This is a genomic window from Paenibacillus glycanilyticus, assembly GCF_030161375.1.
Lineage (GTDB): Bacteria > Bacillota > Bacilli > Paenibacillales > Paenibacillaceae > Pristimantibacillus > Pristimantibacillus glycanilyticus_B.
In genome coordinates, this window is record NZ_BSSQ01000035.1 from 97,277 (window position 1) to 117,175 (window position 19,899).

Annotated in this window: 11 protein-coding genes; 2 read left to right on the forward strand and 9 right to left on the reverse strand. The window is 52.8% G+C overall.

Features of this window, described 5'->3' with window-relative positions:
• Positions 1-40 precede the first annotated feature (40 nt).
• The 5 genes from QQK89_RS29435 to QQK89_RS29455 all read right to left on the reverse strand — a co-directional run bounded on the left by QQK89_RS29435 (position 41) and on the right by QQK89_RS29455 (position 9,047).
• Positions 41-2,242: a carbohydrate binding domain-containing protein gene (locus QQK89_RS29435; protein ID WP_284242352.1), complete on the reverse strand. Its 2,202-nt coding sequence runs from the start codon at positions 2,240-2,242 to the stop codon at positions 41-43.
• A 76-nt stretch (positions 2,243-2,318) separates the two neighbouring features.
• Positions 2,319-7,094 carry an endo-1,4-beta-xylanase gene (locus tag QQK89_RS29440; protein ID WP_284242355.1) on the reverse strand — a complete coding sequence of 1,592 codons (4,776 nt, stop codon included), beginning with the start codon at positions 7,092-7,094 and terminating at the stop codon, positions 2,319-2,321.
• A 245-nt stretch (positions 7,095-7,339) separates the two neighbouring features.
• On the reverse strand, positions 7,340-7,729 hold the full coding sequence (locus QQK89_RS29445; RefSeq protein WP_284242356.1) for a VOC family protein: 390 nt from the start codon (positions 7,727-7,729) through the stop codon (positions 7,340-7,342).
• A gap of 119 nt (positions 7,730-7,848) precedes the next feature.
• Complete coding sequence (locus QQK89_RS29450; RefSeq protein ID WP_284242358.1) at positions 7,849-8,724, reverse strand: AraC family transcriptional regulator; 876 nt, start codon at positions 8,722-8,724, stop codon at positions 7,849-7,851.
• 122 nt (positions 8,725-8,846) lie between these two features.
• Entirely contained in the window at positions 8,847-9,047 is a 201-nt protein-coding gene (locus QQK89_RS29455) for a hypothetical protein (RefSeq protein ID WP_284242360.1), read from the reverse strand.
• A 226-nt stretch (positions 9,048-9,273) separates the two neighbouring features.
• Between QQK89_RS29455 and QQK89_RS29460 the strand changes: the two genes are divergently transcribed.
• Both QQK89_RS29460 and QQK89_RS29465 read left to right on the forward strand, forming a co-directional pair.
• On the forward strand, positions 9,274-12,753 hold the full coding sequence (locus tag QQK89_RS29460) for a glycoside hydrolase family 2 TIM barrel-domain containing protein (protein ID WP_284242362.1): 3,480 nt from the start codon (positions 9,274-9,276) through the stop codon (positions 12,751-12,753).
• Between the two features lie 267 nt (positions 12,754-13,020).
• Complete coding sequence (locus tag QQK89_RS29465) at positions 13,021-13,635, forward strand: hypothetical protein (protein ID WP_284242364.1); 615 nt, start codon at positions 13,021-13,023, stop codon at positions 13,633-13,635.
• Between the two features lie 28 nt (positions 13,636-13,663).
• On the opposite strand, the gene QQK89_RS29470 is transcribed toward QQK89_RS29465, so the two are convergent.
• From QQK89_RS29470 to QQK89_RS29485, 4 genes are all read right to left on the reverse strand, one after another.
• A complete protein-coding gene (locus QQK89_RS29470) occupies positions 13,664-14,341 on the reverse strand; it encodes an HAD family hydrolase (protein WP_284242365.1) in 678 nt (225 codons plus the stop codon).
• The gene (locus QQK89_RS29475) at positions 14,334-15,134 is read right to left on the reverse strand and encodes an aminoglycoside adenylyltransferase domain-containing protein (RefSeq protein ID WP_284242366.1); all 801 of its coding nucleotides are present in this window, start codon (positions 15,132-15,134) and stop codon (positions 14,334-14,336) included. Before QQK89_RS29475 ends, QQK89_RS29470 begins: the two co-directional genes overlap by 8 nt.
• Before the next feature lie 51 nt (positions 15,135-15,185).
• The gene (locus QQK89_RS29480; protein WP_284242367.1) at positions 15,186-15,866 is read right to left on the reverse strand and encodes a hypothetical protein; all 681 of its coding nucleotides are present in this window, start codon (positions 15,864-15,866) and stop codon (positions 15,186-15,188) included.
• 120 nt (positions 15,867-15,986) lie between these two features.
• The coding region (locus QQK89_RS29485; protein WP_434481807.1) for a hypothetical protein at positions 15,987-19,899 on the reverse strand (3,913 nt) is incomplete at its 5' end.

A 19,899-nucleotide genomic window follows, 5' to 3' on the forward strand; every position in this document is an offset into this window, starting at 1 on the left:
CTCCCCGCGGCTCGCGGGGAGGATAGGACATCGCCGAACGCTATTGTTTGACAACCTTGAAATCATCCGCGTAACCCGTATTGCCTTGCGGCTCCCATACATAAATCTGAGCGGTAGTCGTGCTTGAGCCCGTCGTAAACGTGATCGGCGCTATAGCTGCCCAAGAGCTGGATGAAACCTGCCTGCTGATCTCGCTTCCTCCGTAATTGGTTACGCCGATATTCATATAACCGGTAACAGCCTTGCCCATGGCGGTTAATACATAAGTCGTATTAGGCTCTACCGTTATCGTTTGAGCAATGCCGTTGCTTGAAGAAGACAATCCGTAATTGCCCGAATATTTTGCAGTAGCCGTTGCTTGCTGCGTCCCTCCCCAAGACGACCAGCCATCAAGCGCCCCAGATTCAAAGCCGCCGTTCGTTACGAGATTCGAAGCCGTTCCGCTCCCGCTCGCCAGAGAGATTTGGTCAACATAAACATCCGCGTTACTGCCTCCAACGTTAAATTTGACATAGACATTGCCGGCCGCGTTAGGCGTAAAGGTATAAGAATAAGTTTGGCCGCTAGTTGTCAGGCTTGCAGATTGGCTTAAGAAGGTCGAATAAGGCGATCCCTCCTGCGAGACGCTGACGGTTATGCTGCGGGCGGAATCCGCCTTCGCCTTGAAGCTTAACGTATACGTTGTCCCTGACGAGAGCGAAGAAACCGTCTGGCCCAATTGGGCTTTCCAATCCGCATCCCCGCCGTTTGCCAGATCGAACTTAAGCGCATTTGAACCGCTTAGCCCCGCGCTAGCCGTTGTAGCGATCGAACCGGATGCCGTACTGTCGAAATACGTCCACCAGCCGTTCGTTCCGCTATCAAATTCGCCGTTTGCTATCAGATTCGTTCCCGTTTGGCCGCCCGTTCCTCCTCCAGTGCCCGTGGATTCGAAAGCCCCTTTATCATAACCGCCGCCTTGAGGTCTGGAGACGGAAGCGAACAAATTCTTAACTTCGCCTTTGCCCAAAATATACGTGAAGTCGGGCGCATAACGATACCAGCTGACCGGCTGATTGGATGTCGTCTTCATTAGCGCGTTTTTGTCGAATCCAATGCTGTCCGAAGGAGCGCCTGAGGATGTGCCCGTATCGATGCTGGAAGAAGTCGACTGCAACCGGAAATCCGCGTTGTTGGCATCTACGAATGCCGGATCGGCATAACCGGATTGACCGGCAATATTGTTGTTTGCAAACGTGCTGCTTGTCATGCTTTGGGACGTGTAGAGCCCATTGCCAAACGATTGATAGACAATATTGTTCTTGACGGTCATGCCGTTTGTTCCTTCCGAGCCGTAAAAGCCAAGACCCGTTCCTCCGTTGACATAGGTCGGCTCCTTGCCGTTCTCGTATAACGTGTTGTTAACGATGGTGCCTCCCGCGCTGTGGGTCATAATAATCCCCGCTCCTCCGTTCTCGAAAGCGAGGTTATTTTCGATTCTTGCACTGCCGTTGTAATAGGACAAATCGACGATAATGCCGTTGCCGTCCGTATGATAGCCGGATACGTCAATATTGTGATAGGTGACGTTATTGCGAACGACATTATTGGAACCGTAAATTTGATAGAGGTTAATTCCGCTGGACCAAGAGCCGGTACCCGCATCCCATCCGGTCCGTCCGACCAGATTGTTCTCTACGGTAACATTGGCGGCATTCATCAGCGTAATGCCGTTTTGACCCATGCGGTCAACGACGTTATTGCGGATCGTCACGTTGCTTACCGTCTGATGAGCGCCGTTTACTTCGCAGCAGCCGATATTGATCCCGCTGCGCCAGTAGTTCCGGATAATAAATCCGTCAATCGTAATATAACTGCCATTGCCCGCGCCCTGATTCCCTTCGCCAAAATAAAACGCGACGCCGTTCGAGCCTCCGCCATCTAGAATCGGAGCTTCTCCGGGATAATTCTTAATGGTAATATTGCCGCCGGATGCGGTTCCCGACTTGGACAAATAGGTCTCGCCAATCGAATAAGTCCCTCCGCGCACTAGCACGGTATCCCCCGGTTGCGCAACCGCCATGAACTGATTAATATTGGCGAAAGGTTGGCTGAACGTGCCCGGATTCGAAGTTGTTCCGTTTGTGGCAACGTAATAAGTCGCAGCCGCGTGAACAACTCCCGGTGCCCACCCGATTGCCGAGAAGAGCATGATCATGATCAGTAAAGACAAACCGGATTCCCGAATGGATTTAATAGACATGCTTATTTTCCCTCCCTGAATGTTTTGCCCGCTCAAGGGCATTTTCCAGCAGCTCGGTTCCAATGATGCAAGTTGTCTATTGCCCGATAAGATCAATTAATTTCGTCAAGGCAACCGCCGCCTCAGCGCGGCTCAGCGTTTCCTTAGGCCGGAAAGTATGGTCCGGGTAGCCCTGCAGCAATCCAAGGGAAACTGCTTCTTGAATGGAAGCCCGCGCCCATGGCGCCTCTGCGGATTGATCGCTGAACATGGAGACGCTTGCCCCATTGCCTCGTGTTTCCCCTTCTGAAAGATGGTAGGCACGTATAATGGACACGGCCATCTCTTCCCTTGTCATGGCCTGATTTGGTACAAATTGTCCCGCGCCGTTTCCTAGCAACACTCCATTATCCGCAGCAGCCTCGGCATACGAGCGGTACCAGTCGTTCTCGCCAATATCCGTAAAGCTTGCGCTTGCGTTCGCCTCTTTCATTCCTAGCGCGCGAACGAGAAGCGCGGCGAATTCGGCTCGGGTAACGTTCTGATCCGGTGCAAATTTCGTTTCGGTTAATCCTGTTGCGATCCATCTTGATGCAAGCCGCTCAATCGCCGCCTTGGCCCAGTGGCTGGCAATATCCGAAAACGTCTTGTCGTTCACGACGACTGCATAGGCCGAGAAGTGTGCGGTTGCAAATGTCAACATACCGTTAACCGCATGCCCGCCGATATAATCCCATTTGCCGGTTGTTTCGTTAAACGTATAAGCGCCGGCTTTGTCTTGCTTGGAACGCTCGGACTCATCGAGCAGCACCTGTATACCCAGAGGTTTCTCAAACGATGACAGCTTCTGGCCGTCGATCTCAAGACCAAATTCGTAGGCATATGCCGGCGTTGCGCCTTGGCTTGGAAGCCCCGCATTCTTCTTCGCCGCATCGGCGAACGGCATCTTCGCCACATGAAGTTCCACGAGTTGCGCGTTGTCGCTCAGCTTGAACGTACCTGGCTCAATCGTAAACACGGTATCATTCAGCTTAAGAACAAGCGTCTTTCCCTTAGCCGTTGCTTTGGCGATTAACGAGGCTGGAATTTGAACATTTTCATTTAAGATGGAAGAAGCGTTGCCGCCCGAACTTTTAGCCTCGATATGGATTACCTTGGAATCGCCATCCAACAGCTTGCCAATAACGTCGGCGTTCAGCTTTAAGATCGCGGAATCGCCATGCACGTCAGCTGTCACGGGGATTGCTGCGCCACCGGTACTGCCTCCGCCCGAATTTTCGTCCACGCCGGACGCCAGCTTAAGGACGCCGTAATCGGTCGTACTCCGCCAACCGTTGTCTGCCGCTCCCGACCATGTTCGGGTATTGATTCGTTTGCCGGTTTCATCCGCGTCGTTAACCTGAACGTCATAACCAAGCAGCATGCCTGCCTCGGCGCGGCTAACGGTCTGGAACGGGATAAAGGTCTCAACGATGTACCCGTCATCCGTCAAGCTCGTGGCCGATTGAACAGCCGAATTCAAGGTTTTGCCGTTGAAGTTGTACTCATTGTTGTAGTTAATCCGGTACTGTGCGTCTCCCGCTTCCTCGTATTCGGATGTTTTGGCGTTATTCTCGTCGAGGAATACCTCAATGCTGTCCTGTTCATAGGAGTTGACGCTGTCTTTGTTCAGAAGCGGATCCTTTACATCAGCCAGTACGTATAGGCCATCTTCGCTCCACATGGCTCGGAATGTGCCCTTAGCGGCAGTTGTTCCTTCCTTCGAGCTGACCGCAACGTCCGTCGTAACCGGCACGGCCTTCTCCCATGAGGCATCGGCCAAACCGTCGATCACCGGTTTATTCTTCGCTTGTACGGCCGTCGTAAACTGGACATGAGACAACGTTAGGTTGCCGTAGTTCGACGTACTCGTCTCTTGGGCATTGGCCGCATCGTTCCAACTGAACACATTTTCTCCATCCGTCACGCGGATATCTAGCCCAAGCGTCTGGCCTAACCGCAAGCCGTTAACCGGAATTGCGAATTCCGCGTTGTAGCCTTCTCCTGCCTCGCCGCCTCGTTCGTGAACGGCTGTCATATCCTTCAATGGATCAAAGGCATTATCCGAGTTGTCGGGATCGACAAACACTTCGACTTTATCCGTCTGATCCACAGTAGCATCTGACACATGAACGAATAAGGACAAATGGCCGGCATCCCAAACCGCGCGGAAGGAGACGGGTTGAATGGACGGAAGTTTGGTGGCCGCCAAATACCGGTAGCCCTCATCCTCCAATCCGTCATTCACGGCCGCGACATCCGCAGCCTTAGCTTCCCTAATCAGCGCAGGCAGCTTTGTAGGATCAACAATTCCCCAATAAGCGCCTTTTGCCTGAAGATTGCGATCGAACGGCAGCGGATGCGACTTGTTAAGCGGCTGAATGTAAGCGTTCAGCCACGAGCGGCCGTCATGGATGTTCCAGAACGTTACGGCCTGGAATTTCCCTTCCGCTGCTTTTTCCTTAAAGACGTCGAACAACGCTTTATAACGGTAACCAAGCGCGGCGTCCGCTTCCGGAGTCAAGCTATCCATTGCAAGCGGATATACATCAAAAACGTTTACGTCGAGCTCCGTCGCCTGCACCTTAAGACCAAGCGCCGAATACATGTCTATCGTCTTCGAGATGGCATCAACGGAAGGCGAAGCCAGGCCAATATGCATTTGCATGCCAAAACCGTCAATTGGCACGCCTTGATCCTTGAGCCCTTGAAGCATATTCAAGATAAGCGCCCGTTTCTTCGGATCGTATTCGTTATAGTCATTGTAGAAAAGCTCGAGATCCTTATGTCCGTCTTCCATATCCGCGTCATGCGCGTATGTGAATGCCTTGGCGATGTAATCGGGACCAAAAAATTCATACCACGGACTTCGGCGGAATCCGTCCGGCTGCGACTCGTCAATGGCTTCGTTCACGACATCCCAGGCGTATACCGCATGATCCATCTCTTCGTAATGCTTCACGACCGTCTCAATGTAGGTCTTGAGCCGGCTGTCCACCAACTGAACGTCCGCCGGGTTATCCGGACTGAGGTTCCCTCCGCTATCATTCCTGAATACCCAGTCGGGAGTGGACGCGTGCCAGACCAGAGCATGCCCGCGAAGTTTTTTGCCCGATTCCAGAGCGTACTGCGCAACCGTATCGCCAGACGTAAAGTTGTATACGTCTTTGGAAGCTTCGAGCACGTTCATCTTCATCGAATTCTCAAGCGTCATGCTGTTATAATGCTTGCTTACCAGTTCCCCGTTTCCGCCTTCCAGATCGCGCGGTTCTACAGAAGCACCAATCGGGAACTTGTCGGCGTAAACTTCCCACATGGAAGGAATGTCGTTTTGTATGGCGGAAGGAGGCTTAAGAGTAATGCTTGCTTCATCCACGTAGTAGTCAAACGTACCGATCGCCGAATCCAGCTTGACGTTAAGCGTTGAATAGGAAGCTCCAGAGGTTAGACTCGGAATCTGATAATCACCGCTTATCTTCGTCCATTCCCCTTCCTGAACGGCAGCTGCCGCAACCCGTTCATAGGAAGGTCCTTCTCCCGAATCCCTCGTTAGCGTAATGACCATTTCATCGGTTGATGCAACGCTTCCAACTGGTTTGACCCAATAAGTGAATACATAGGTCGTCCCGGGAAGGGCTTTGCCCAGCAGATCGTATTGCGCGCCCTGCCAATTCTCGGTGCGTCCAGACACGAGCATGCTTTTTTGTCCTTCATGGGCCTCAGCTTCCGAATTTGAAAGTGCAGGCGCTCCGGCAGGTGCCCAGCCGGTCGTCAATCCGTCTTCGAATCCCGAAGCGTACAGCGTTTTCCCGTCTGAAGGAATGCCGCTCACCATCAGCGATACATCATCCAGCCAGACGCTGTTTGCTCCCTCTCCCACAAAAAAGTTCAAGGCGGCTTTCAAGTCCGTATCTGCCGGCTTAAACGTATACTCGTAGGATTGGACATCCGTCGTCAGCTCGAAGGTAGTATCCATATACCTGGTCCAAGAGCCTCCGTTCTCCTGAATGTCTACGCCAATGACCTTGCCCGGCTTCTCCGCCTTGGCCTTGAAGCGAAGCGTGTAAGTAAGCGTCTTGTCGGCCGGCACAACCTGCAATGCCTGCACGTTCCAGTTGGCAGAGCCTCCTTTGGCTATGTTGGCGTAGAAAGACGCTGCGCCCGTAAGCGGAGAATCGCCCGAAGCGGTTACTTCCGCTTCCGCGGGGCTAATTGTCGAGACTCCCCAATGATCAAGCCCGCTTTCGAAATCTCCGTTCTGCAAGAGCTCCAGCGGTTCGCTGCCGCTCCCCTCGCCTGTTCGGACCAATTGAACATGATCAATGTCCCGTTCCGAGCCAAGCCCCCACAATTCAAGTCGATAGCCGCTTGCGCTTAGCGTGCTTGGCGCGGTGAACGTCTTCTCGATCGTCTGCCAATCCATGCCCGCGTCATCCGCCGCATTGACATAGGTCTCGTATTTCGTCCCTTCGATATCGACGGGCGAAGCTTCATTCGTTCGCACGGCGAAGAAGAAGTACCGCTCTGCACCTTCTTTTGCCCCAAGCTTGACATCCATGCTCAGCTTGTATGTAGCTCCTGCCGCAAGCGGCAGGTTTTCCTGGACAATCCCGCCTTGAGCGGGCTGCATCTTCGCGATGCCGCCATCAGCGCTCCAGTCCGCCCCCCATGTTGTCCATCCGGTTGTTCCGTCTGCAAAATCCCCGTTGACTATCAGATTGCTTTCTTCCGCATTCGCTGTCCCAGTCGGAACCGGGCCAGCTCCGAGTGCCAGAGTTGCAGCCAGCAGAAGACTCGTCGCCAAGCTCACGAATCTTCTTGTTCGTCGATACACGAGACTACCTCCTTTGTAATGGAACCTATTCAACCATGAATATAGCGCTTACAAAACTAAGCATAGTTGGCTGCGCCACCCTCTATCAATCTACCGCAGCAACGAAAACTACACCTCGGCAACGAAGTTGAAATGAAGCGGCAATCTCAACCCGCAAATAACAAAAAAGCCGTACAGGAATAGTCCCCGTACAGCTTGTTTTTGACACCGCCAATATTCAGCCTTCCTTAACAGCTAGCGCCATGTTAAGATTCCTCATTCCTATTCCCGGAACCAAATCCGATTATATAACCGTCCGGATCCTTCACCGAAAACTCCTTCCATACGCCCCAATCGTGCTCGGACAGGGCAGGCTCCGCGTCAAAGATTGCTCCGTTAGCCTTGAACTCCGCGTAGAGAAGATCCAGTTCTTGATGGGTCTGCACATAAGCATACGTATTCCATATTCCTTTGTTAGGACGCACATCCTGGCCGTCTTCCGCCTGAATAAGCTTGAAGCCTAGACCAAAGTTATCCCGAATGACCCAATAGTCATTCACTTCACAACCTAACGCTTCTTCATAATACTTCTGCGACGCTGCCAGATCGGATACCAATAAGACCGTAAGAGAATTCTCGATTTTCGCCTTATTCATCTTCATTCCACTCCCTAATCATTGGAAATAACATCCATACACCAAACATTACCAAACATACGTTCTTATGTAAAGCAAAAAAAGAAGAGGATCTGACCTCTTCTTCTCGCCTAGATCAACTACACCATCTGGATAACCGGAATCCAAATTTCGCTCCGGAACGTCGGCGACGCCGTATCCTTATGTTCGTTCCATAAGATCTCCGGTCCCGCTGCCGCTTCATAATTCGAGGACGGGAACCATTCCGAATAAATGCGTCCCCAAACATTTTGAAGAGTGGCCGGGAATGGCCCTACCGCTTCAAATACGGCCCATGTACCCGCCGCAACATGCAGCTCGCTTAATTCCTCCGGGCAAACCGCGGTTGTTGCCACTCCGATATAATGATCCAGCTCTCCCTTCTCCTCCATGCGTTCCTCCGAGAAGTTAACGGATGCGCTAATCATCCCTTTCGGCTCCATATTGGACAATGATTTCAGCAGATGGATGCGTTCTTCAGTCAAGCTTTGCCACATCGCGGCAATCTCCGGGTTTACCCCTTCAAATACAATGGGAACCCGCTTCATCAGGCCAACGATGCTAAAGGCCTCTTTTTGTTCGATCCGGTAGTTCATTTCGTCTCCTCCTGATATCGTTAATTGAAAGGACATGCGGGGAAAAGCTTTGAGCGGTTGACCTTCTTGCCTAGCTTCTGACGGCGTAATTCCGTGAACGCTCTGGAAAGCTTTCGCGAACGAATCCGCAGAAGAATAACCATATTTTATGGCTACATCTATAACCCTTGATGACGAGTTCATGAGATCAAACGCGGCAAGCGACAATCTTCTGCGCCGTATATATTCGGACAGAGACACTCCCGCGAGGAAGGAGAACATCCGCGAGAAATGGTATTCCGAGCAATAGGCCCGCTTCGCCGCTTCCCTCAGATCAATCTCCTCCGCCAAATGATCCTCGATATACTTGAGCGCCTGATTCATATGATCCAGCGTATTCATCGCTTTCCCTCCTTCCTAACTCCAAGATTATCAAAAGACGAACGACCGCATCCGACATTTCATGCACCATATTAACGGTATCGAAGAAAAGAGGCAAGCCGGGATGGCCTGCCTCCTCTTCCTTAGTTATGCCTGACTTCTTCGATCACGGAGATCGGTACATGAATTAATAGGTTCGCGTCTTGTCTTAGCTGTACGAACAGCTCCTCGACCTTTTCAATTCTGCCGCGCCATATTTTCCCCTCATTCGTCCAAACCGCCACTTGTTGCTGAGCAATCTTCGCATGTAATAAGTGCAATCGAATGGTTGAGATTAGTCTCATCTACCCTTCTGCCCCAAGATCCTCCGATAGATACACAAAAATGGGACTTTTTACTTAATTTTAATGCAACTTATCTCCATATACAATTGAAATTATGTACTCTCTTTTTCTTTGAAAATTAAATCATTTACTTCAATTACTTTACTTCTTGCCATTTTTCATTGCACTCTCGCACACCGGATGCCACTATCGAATTAGTATCGTCAGAACCGAAAGGAGTTCTTCCATGAGCCATAAGCAAAAGTTGAATAATGACTGGTATTTCTCGAAACATCCGCTTGGTACGGAACTAGATGCGATCGTAGAACCTAACATCAATTGGTCTCCCGTTACGCTTCCTCATGATTGGTTAATATACGACTCCGGCAATCTATACGAGAATGGGGTCGGCTGGTACCGCAAGACGATTGTCTTCGACGCATTAGATCCGCGCCAACGAATTGCGCTGCGATTTGAAGGCGTTTACATGAACTCGACCATCTATATAAACGGGCAAGAAGCAGGTACTTGGAAAAATGGCTACTCCACCTTTGAAGTTGATCTGACCTCTTTCCTTGTACAAGGCGATAACGAGATTCTCGTTCAGGTTATTCATGAATCTCCAAATTCCCGCTGGTATTCGGGAGCAGGGATTTATCGGTCCGTCTGGCTCATTACTTCGTCCGATACGCATCTTGCTTCAGACGGGATTTATATTTCCGCCCGTAAAAATGCTGCCGACCTCTGGTCCGTACAGATCGATGCTGAGATAGCTTTTTCCAAACATACGAACCTATCGTCCGAATATAAGCTGCGCCATACGATTAGGGATGCCGAATCTGCAATCATTACGCAATTCGAAGCCGCTATTCAACCGCACAACGACTCTACCGCACGCTTCAACCAGATGCTTAACGTTCACGATCCGAATGTTTGGGATCTTGATCAACCATACTGCTACATGCTGCAAACCGAACTGATCATGGACGGCATCGTCCTAGACAGCGAGCTGCAAACCTTCGGATTCCGCACCTTCGACTTTAATACGGAGAAAGGCTTCTTCCTGAACGGCCGACATGTGAAACTTCAAGGCGTTTGTCAGCATCATGACCTCGGTTCCCTTGGAGCTGCGGTCAACAAGTCGGCTCTGAGAAGACAAATTGCCCTCCTCCAGGAAATGGGCGTTAATGCGATTCGAACGGCCCATAATATGCCGGCGGTAGAACTGATGGAATTAGCCGACGAGATGGGCGTGCTTATCGTCTCCGAAGCGTACGACATGTGGGAACGGTCGAAGACGCCTTACGATTTTGCCCGCTTCTATGCGGAATGGTGGAAAAAAGATATCGCAAGCTGGGTTCGCCGGGACCGGAATCATCCCAGCATGCTGATGTGGAGCATCGGGAATGAAATTTACGATACCCATGCGGATGAGCGCGGACAAGTATTGACAGCGGAGCTGCGGAATGAGGTCGAGCTTCATGATCCGAAGGGCAATGCCGTCGTTACGATTGGCTCCAACTATATGCCGTGGGAGAACGCTCAGAAATGCGCCGATCTGGTCAAGTTCGCCGGATACAATTATGGGGACAAATATTACAAACCGCATCACGAACAACATCCGGATTGGTTCATTTATGGCAGCGAAACTTGCTCAACCGTGCAAAGCCGGGGCATCTATCATTTCCCTCTCGCCCAATCGGTACTGGCCGATGACGATGAGCAATGCTCTTCGCTTGGCAACAGCTCGACCAGCTGGGGAGCCAAAAGCACGGAAGCGTGCATTATTGCTGACCGTGATGCGCCTTTCTCTATCGGACAATTTCTGTGGACCGGGTTTGATTATATCGGCGAGCCGACGCCTTATCATACGAAAAACTCCTATTTCGGACAGATCGATACGGCGGGCTTCAAGAAAGATGCCTTCTATATTTATCAAGCGGAATGGACCGATTATAAAACCGATCCGATGGTTCATATTTTCCCGTATTGGGACTTCTCGGAGGGTCAGCTCATCGATGTGCGTGTCTGTTCGAATGCGCCTAAGATCGAGTTGTTCTTCAATGAAGTGTCACTAGGGACATATGAGATCGATCATAAGAACGGCCAGCAACTGCTTGGCGAATGGCAAATTCCGTATGCTAAAGGCGTCTTGCGCGCTGTCGCTTATGATGAATTCGGCAATCGGATTGCGACCGACATCCAATCCTCTTTCGGAGATGCGGCATCTATTCGCCTAACGCCTGACAGGATAACCATGGCGGCAGACGGTGAGGATCTGATCTTTATCGAGATCTCCGCGCTAGACCAGAATGGCCTGTCCGTAGCCAATGCGAACAATCGGGTTCATATTTCCGTAGAAGGACCTGGCAGGCTTGTTGGACTCGATAACGGCGACAGCACGGATTATGATTCCTACAAAGGAACGCATCGCCGCATGTTCAGCGGCAAGCTTCTGGCTATCATTGCACCAACGCTCGAGAGCGGTACGGTAACCGTTCGCGCCGTGTCCAATGGTTTGATTGCCGGAGAAATCGTACTTACGGCTATTGATCCGTCACCGGCAGCTCCTGGAGAGGAATATACGCTGTACGATTACGCGCCGGAGCAACAAGCGGCATTAACTACGGCTGTAATATCGTTAGAAAACGATGAGATTCCTGTCCGCAAGATGGAAATCGTTTGTCCGCAAGGCAACTCGTTTGCGGAAGATCGCCGCTCACTCCCTGTTCAGGTCATCGTTCACCCGAGTAATGCCACGTATCAAGAGGTAGAATGGCGTGTCACTAACGCCGCAGGAGTCGACGCGAATATTGCAACGCTGAAGGCAGACGGGCACCAAGCAGAAGTTACTGCCGTTAGTGACGGCGAGTTTTATATCCGATGCGCAACCCGCAACGGATCGGATAACATCCGGTTATACTCTGTCATGGAAATGCGGATTACCGGCATAGGCGAGGCGTTTATCAATCCTTATGCATTTGTATCCGCGGGTTATCATAGCCAGTTCAGCCGCAATCTGACTAACGGCAACGAACGCGGCGTTGCGACAAGCAGAGACGGCGAAAGCTGGATTTGTTTTGACCATATTGATTTTGGCAGCTTTGGATCAGACGAGATTACTTTGCCGATCTTCTCCCTCGACAGCGAGCGGTTCACCTTTGAGATCTGGGAAGGTATTCCAAGCGATCCATCGTCTACGTTAGTTACGCAATTAACCTATCAAAAACCGACGAGATGGAATGTCTATCAAGAGGAAACCTATCGCCTGCCCCGTAGGCTAAAAGGGATAACTTCGCTTACTTTTGTCTTGCGGCGGAAGATTCATCTGAAAGGTTTTCAATTCCGTCAAGCAGCCAAAGCATTCGAACGGCTGGAGGCCTTAGAGAACACTCATATTTACGGAGATACGTTCAAGCTTGCAAACCATGCAATCGAGAACATCGGCAACAACGTTTCGCTCGTCTTTGAAGAGATGGATTTTGGAACGGCAGGCACAAGCAAGCTAGTCATTTGCGGCCAATATCCCATCGACAATAATACAATACACGTCTTATTCAGCGGTGTTGAAGGAGAGACGAAACAACTCATCGAATTCCCCTATTCGGAACAATATGTTGAACGGGAATACGTATTGGATTGTATGACCGGCATGCAGACCGTTACGTTTATTTTCCTGCCAGGCAGCCAATTCCATTTCCAATCGTTTCAATTCATGCGGGAATAAGAAGTAGACGACTCGGAAGACCACGGCACCATGCAGTGGTCTTCTTTCTGCTACGTGCGGCACAACTAATATACAAGTTATAAGTATAATTGTATAATTCAGGAATATAGGGGAGCTTATTAATGTGCTTTCTCTCCTGACCGTCTTATCCTGACCTTCCTTTACGAAAACCTATATTCGTCACACGTGCAGATTTCCATACGGGATCATAATTTGGTACACTAGACGTTACGTTTGAGACAGACATCCAAGGAGGGGAATTATACATTGCGAGTAAAAGAGAATTTAATAGGCGCGGCTATCGCTTTCGTCCTGATTTGCGGAGCTGGAGCCATTGGAGCAAATTACGTTCTGAAAGCGTTGGACGGCGGCGGCAAGTCCGAGACTGCCGATAGCACCGAAACCACAACTAAAGCGCAGCCTCTTCATGTTCCGCAGGTTGATTTTGCCGCTGATTCCGCGGAAGGCAAAGCGATTGCCCAAATAAAAGAATATCATGCTGCGTTTGACCTCAAAGTAACCGGAGGCGGCTTAGATAATTTCACGACCGACAATGACAACGCCTGGAATGAATTCCTGGCTTCGGATGCTTTGGATGCGAAGAAATATGAAGAAATCGGCAAAACATTAAATGGCGTTCAAGGATTGCAGCTTGATATGAACACCATGATTGAGCTTGCCGGTATCGCTAATAAGAAGCATGATCCGGAAGCTTTACGGTTCATGCACCGTATCCTGCATGATCTGGATTTATATGCTTTCCCGAATAAAGATACTGTCCAACGGGATTACTGGGGGGTTACCGATACCGTCCCTTCGGAAGACACGGCTAACCGTACCGAGATGGAGAAGTTTTTGACTGCAAACTCAAACAAGAAGTAAGGAAAAACCGGGTAACACACTTGCTGTGTTACCCGGTTTTTAGAGCCATCAGCTTTTGGATCTGGCCTGCCATATCCCGAAGATCGTCGCACACGATATCCGCTGCCTCATTACTCGTGTTTTTTTGCTTCCATATTGTCGCCATCCCAAGCTCCTTCGCCGGAATGATATCCGCCTTCAAATTATCCCCGACAAATACGGATTGGCTTGCCGCCACGCCTAGTTTCGTTAACGCTAACTGAAAAATCGCGGGATCGGGCTTCCTGAGGCCAACCGCTTCGGAAATGATAATTTCGTCGAAAAAGTTCTCAATACCCAATGATTGAATTTTGTTGCGCTGGTAGAAAACCCTGCCGTTTGTAATCATGCCTAGCTGGAATGAAGAAGCCTTGAGCTCCTCCAGCATCTCGATCAGCCCCGGATAACCTACCGCATAACGAGCAAAATTGCGGTTCAAGTCTTCCAACATGCCAGTGATTAATGACGGATCGATTTGGAATAGCTCAATTAACTCTTTGTACACTTCCTCTTTTGGCCGGACAACATGATTCATTAACGTAAATTGATGAATGAATTCGGCTTTATCAATTCCGAAGATCTTCAACTGAAACGAATCATATTGATGATCGGCGAATCGAACTAACGAACAATCTTTATCCAATAAAGTTTGGTCAAGATCGAAGATAACGGCGGTTAAATTACGCATCCAAGCACTCCTTTATCAGATCATTCATATAAGCGAGCGTATCCTGTCTCCGTTTGAATACGGATCGGTACAGCGACTTACTATTTCCGTTTCGCAAGTTGATGGATTCCCGGACAATTCGTTGCCACTGCTCAAGAACACGCTGCAACGCATATTCGCCTGCTCCGTATTTGGAGATCATGTCATGCTCTCTGATGGAATAATAAATACGGGATACGCCAAGCACTCCCCATTCAATCATCGAGCCTTTGAACAAGAGTCCGAAATACGGAATGGATGGAAACTTCTCCACTTTGTTGATCCATTTCAGCCAATACGTCTGCAAATTTCCCTTCAAGTTCTCCGTTAATACATCCCAGTCGATTGAATAACTATAAGACCTAGGATCCGCGCCGATAACCGGGATACCGTACTGTTTGATTTGAAAAGCATCAATCGAGTCCTTATAGAGCTTTTCGATGCCTATCAATCTCCCGTTGTTAAAATAATAATAAGGACAATACGCCACGCCTAAGTTAGCCCATTCTTCTGTCCAAACATATCTCCCATCCAAGCTCATACGGGAGAAACTGTTTTCCAATTCACGGTGAATCTGCTCCAATGTCTGTACTTCCTGAGCTTTGAGCTTACGGCTAGTGACGACCAAGAAATCCAAATCGCTTAATCCCGCTTGAAAAGCGTCCAATGAGACCGATCCAAACAAACAACAATCCTCTATTAATCCGGGCAAATCTCTACTCATTCGAGCCGTGTAAACGTCAATGACCTCTTGAACTTCCGCAGGTATATCCATCTGCTTCATCCTTCTCCCGCATGATAACAAACAATATCACATAGGAGATCATTAGGAAATAGTTGGAATGAAGACTAATTCTTTTAACTTCACTACCGTTAGAACGGGTTCAAACGCAGCAACGGTGCCGGTCATGCTTTCAACGGTTAAGGTAATCGCCGATCCAGAGAATAACGTCAAAATATGCGTTCTGCTTATGCCGGTCGCGATGATATCTCCATTTTTCCCATTACCAAGCCTTCCTCTTGTCTTGTCTATGAATACACCGTCAACTGCAAGGATAAACGTCACGTTAGTAACGGGAGGCAAGGTTACATTAACGGAATACGAAACGAGGTACAAGCCCGTCTCAGGCACAATGATGGATCCGCCTTGAAGCTCCGCATTATCCCATTCATAAAAATTATTTACGGCAATGGGCTCGCCGCTAACCAAATTAACCGACTCGGCTGCTAACCCCGCATCCCCAAAGCTGCTCACGGGACTGCCTACCGGCCCAGGAGGTCCTTGAATGCCTTGCGGCCCTTGCTCACCTTGTACTCCTTGCGGTCCTTGCGGTCCAGGAGGACCGGTCAACCCTGTTTGCCCAGTCGGTCCAGTAGGACCTGTTGCCCCAGTTGCGCCTGTTTTCCCCGTTAATCCGGTTGGCCCCGGAGGTCCCTGAATGCCTTGCGGTCCCGGAGGACCTGTTTGTCCCGTTAGTCCGGTATAACCTGTTAATCCATCACTCACCGTTTCACTCACCTTTCTATCATTTGCTACTAAATTATATGAACGGTTCGGGAAGCTTGTCTGTACTTAGCAACAGAAAAACGCACCAGCCCGGTGCGTTCACTGTTATTTTAGCTTTCATTAGGTGATTCTGTGCATACTCCAGACAATTCCTCCTGAGTTAGCTCCGCCTAATACTAGGGAAACTGTAAGACCGTCCGCATTATAGAACAAACCGATAACATCGCCAGAGTTTAAGGTCACGTCACCGGACAAAGTAACCGTTCCGTTGCCAAGTATAGCTCTTAGATTAAGAAGGGTTACGTTAACATTTAGCAACGGGAATAGACCGCTGATCAGTGTTGTTGCTACTGGTGAAGTCCTTTGGACAGCAAAGGAGGGGTTAATGCCACCCCCTAACGATAAGGAAATCGCAGCAGTTGTTGAGTAGTTGATCGTGGCCAGAATTTCATAACGTCCAGTAACGGGAACGGTATAGTTCCCTGTAACCGCGTTGAAGTTGGCGCTTGTAAAATACGGCGCAGCCGTCGACCAGTTCGCCAATTGCTGGCTCGCCGCTAAGTTAAGCGTACTAATAAATCCAGAAAACCCCTCAGACAACAGATTGGGTCCTGTTGCTCCTGTGGCCCCGGTTGCTCCCGTTGCTCCCGTTGCCCCTGTCGCTCCTGTTGCTCCTGTTGCTCCCGTCGCCCCTGTCGCCCCCGTTGCTCCCGTTGCTCCCGTCGCTCCCGTTGCTCCTGTTACTCCTGTTGCTCCCGTTGCTCCCGTCGCTCCCGTCGCTCCCGTTGCTCCCGTTGCTCCCGTCGCACCTGTTGCCCCGGTTGCTCCCGTCGCCCCCGTTGCTCCTGTCGCACTTGTCGCCCCCGTTGCTCCTGTCGCTCCTGTCGCCCCAGTTGCTCCTGTCGCTCCTGTCGCCCCAGTTGCTCCGGTTGCTACTGTTGCTCCTGTGGCTCCTGTTGCTCCTGTTGCTCCTGTTGCTCCCGTCGCCCCTGTCGCCCCTGTCGCCCCTGTCGCCCCGGTTGCTCCCGTTGCTCCCGTTGCCCCAGTTGCTCCCGTTGCTCCCGTCTCCCCAGTCGCTCCTGTAACTCCCGTTGCTCCCGTTGCTCCCGTCGCACCTGTGGCTCCCGTCGCACCTGTGGCTCCCGTCTCCCCGGTTGCTCCCGTCGCCCCTGTCGCCCCTGTCGCACCTGTTGCTCCCGTTTCGCCCGTTGCCCCGGTTACTCCCGTCGCTCCTGTTGCTCCCGTTGCCCCGGTGGCTCCCGTAGCACCAGTTAATCCCGTTTCGCCCGTCGCTCCCGTTGCTCCTGTGGCTCCTGTTTCTCCTGTTGCTCCTGTTGCTCCTGTTTCTCCTGTTGCTCCCGTTGCCCCGGTGGCTCCCGTTGCTCCTGTTGCTCCCGTTGCTCCTGTTGCTCCCGTCGCTCCTGTCGCTCCGGTTGCTCCCGTCGCCCCCGTCGCCCCCGTTGCTCCTGTTGCTCCGGTTGCTCCCGTCGCTCCTGTCGCCCCTGTCGCCCCTGTCGCCCCTGTTGCTCCTGTCTCCCCTGTTGCTCCCGTCGCACCAGTTACTCCCGTTGCACCGGTTGCTCCAGTTGCTCCTGTTTCGCCCGTCGCTCCCGTTTCCCCTGTCGCTCCCGTCGCACCTGTCGCTCCTGTCTCCCCAGTTGCTCCCGTCGCAGCTGTGGCTCCTGTTGCCCCGGTTGCTCCCGTCGCTCCCGTTGCTCCCGTCGCCCCGGTTGCACCTGTTGCCCCGGTGGCTCCCGACGCCCCTGTCGCTCCCGTCGCACCTGTCGCACCTGTTACTCCTGTTGCTCCCGTCTCCCCAGTTGCTCCTGTTGCTCCCGTAGCTCCCGTCGCACCTGTTGCTCCTGTCGCCCCCGTTGCTCCTGTTGCTCCCGTTTCGCCCGTGGCTCCCGTTGCTCCTGTGGCTCCTGTGGCTCCTGTGGCTCCTGTGGCTCCTGTGGCTCCTGTTACTCCCGTCGCCCCTGTTGCCCCGGTTGCTCCTGTCTCTCCAGTCGCTCCCGTTGCTCCCGTCTCCCCAGTTACTCCCGTCGCTCCCGTTGCTCCCGTCTCCCCAGTTGCCCCGGTTACTCCCATTGCTCCCGTTGCTCCCGTCGCTCCTGTTGCTCCCGTCACTCCCGTCGTACCTGTCGCCCCGGTTGCTCCCGTTTCACCCGTCGCACCAGTTACTCCCGTTGCTCCTGTTTCACCTATGGCTCCCGTTTCGCCCGTCGCCCCGGTTGCTCCCGTCGCTCCCGTTTCGCCCGTCGCACCCGTTGCCCCTGTCGCTCCCGTTGCTCCTGTCGCACCTGTCGCTCCCGTTGCTCCCGTTGCTCCAGTCTCCCCAGTCGCTCCCGTCGCTCCCGTTGCTCCCGTTACTCCTGTTGCTCCCGTTGCCCCGGTTGCTCCCGTAGTTCCTGTGGCTCCCGTAGCTCCTGTCTCCCCAGTTGCTCCTGTTGCCCCGGTGGCTCCCGTTGCTCCCGTAGCTCCCGTCGCTCCTGTTGCCCCGGTGGCCCCGGTGGCTCCCGTAGCTCCTGTGGCTCCTGTCTCCCCGGTTGCTCCCGTTGCTCCCGTCTCCCCGGTTGCTCCCGTCGCCCCTGTCGCCCCTGTCGCACCTGTCGCTCCCGTTGCTCCCGTTACTCCTGTTGCTCCCGTCGCTCCTGTTGCCCCGGTGGCTCCCGTCGCCCCTGTCGCACCTGTCTCCCCGGTTGCTCCCGTTGCTCCCGTTTCGCCCGTCGTACCGGTTACTCCCGTCGCACCCGTTGCTCCTGTTGCTCCCGTCGCCCCGGTTGCTCCCGTCGCACCAGTTACTCCCGTTGCTCCCGTCGCCCCTGTCGCTCCCGTTGCTCCTGTTGCTCCTGTTGCTCCTGTCTCTCCAGTGGCTCCTGTTGCTCCCGTTGCCCCCGTTGCCCCCGTTGCACCTGTTGCCCCGGTGGCCCCGGTTGCTCCCGTCGCACCTGTTGCTCCTGTCTCCCCGGTGGCTCCCGTGGCTCCCGTCGCACCTGTCGCACCTGTTGCCCCTGTCGCTCCTGTTGCTCCTGTTGCCCCGGTGGCTCCTGTCTCTCCAGTCGCACCCGTTGCTCCCGTTGCTCCCGTTGCCCCTGTTGCCCCGGTGGCTCCCGTTTCGCCCGTTGCCCCGGTTACTCCCGTCGCTCCTGTGGCTCCTGTCTCCCCGGTTGCTCCCGTTGCTCCCGTCGCTCCTGTCGCTCCTGTCTCCCCAGTTGCTCCTGTTGCCCCGGTGGCTCCTGTTTCACCTGTCGCACCCGTTGCACCCGTTGCACCCGTTGCACCCGTAGCTCCCGTTGCTCCCGTTTCGCCTGTTGCTCCCGTCGCTCCCGTTTCGCCCGTCGCACCGGTTACTCCCGTTGCCCCAGTCGCCCCTGTCGCTCCCGTTGTCCCCGTTGTCCCCGTTGTTCCCGTTGTTCCCGTTGCTCCTGCTGCCCCCGTTGCTCCTGTGGCTCCTGTTGCACCTGTGGCTCCCGTAGCTCCCGTTGCCCCCGTTGCTCCCGTTTCGCCCGTAGCACCTGTCGCTCCCGTTGCACCAGTCGCACCTGTGGCTCCCGTTACCCCGGTTGCTCCCGTCGCTCCTGTTGCTCCTGTTGCTCCCGTTACTCCCGTTGCTCCCATCGCACCTGTGGCTCCCGTTACCCCGGTTGCTCCCGTTGCCCCGGTTGCTCCTGTCGCACCTGTCGCACCTGTGGCTCCTGTTGCCCCGGTTGCTCCTGTCTCCCCGGTTGCTCCCGTCGCACCTGTTGCTCCTGTTGCCCCTGTTGCTCCTGTTGCTCCCGTTGCTCCTGTGGCTCCCGTTGTACCCGTTGCTCCTGTCGCACCTGTTGCCCCTGTCGCTCCTGTTGCTCCTGTTGCCCCGGTTGCTCCTGTCTCTCCAGTCGCTCCCGTGGCTCCCGTCGCTCCTGTCTCACCGGTTGCTCCCGTTGCCCCAGTTGCCCCTGTCTCTCCTGTTGCTCCCGTTACTCCTGTTGCTCCCGTCTCCCCGGTTGCACCCGTTACTCCCGTTGCTCCCGTTACCCCTGTGGCTCCT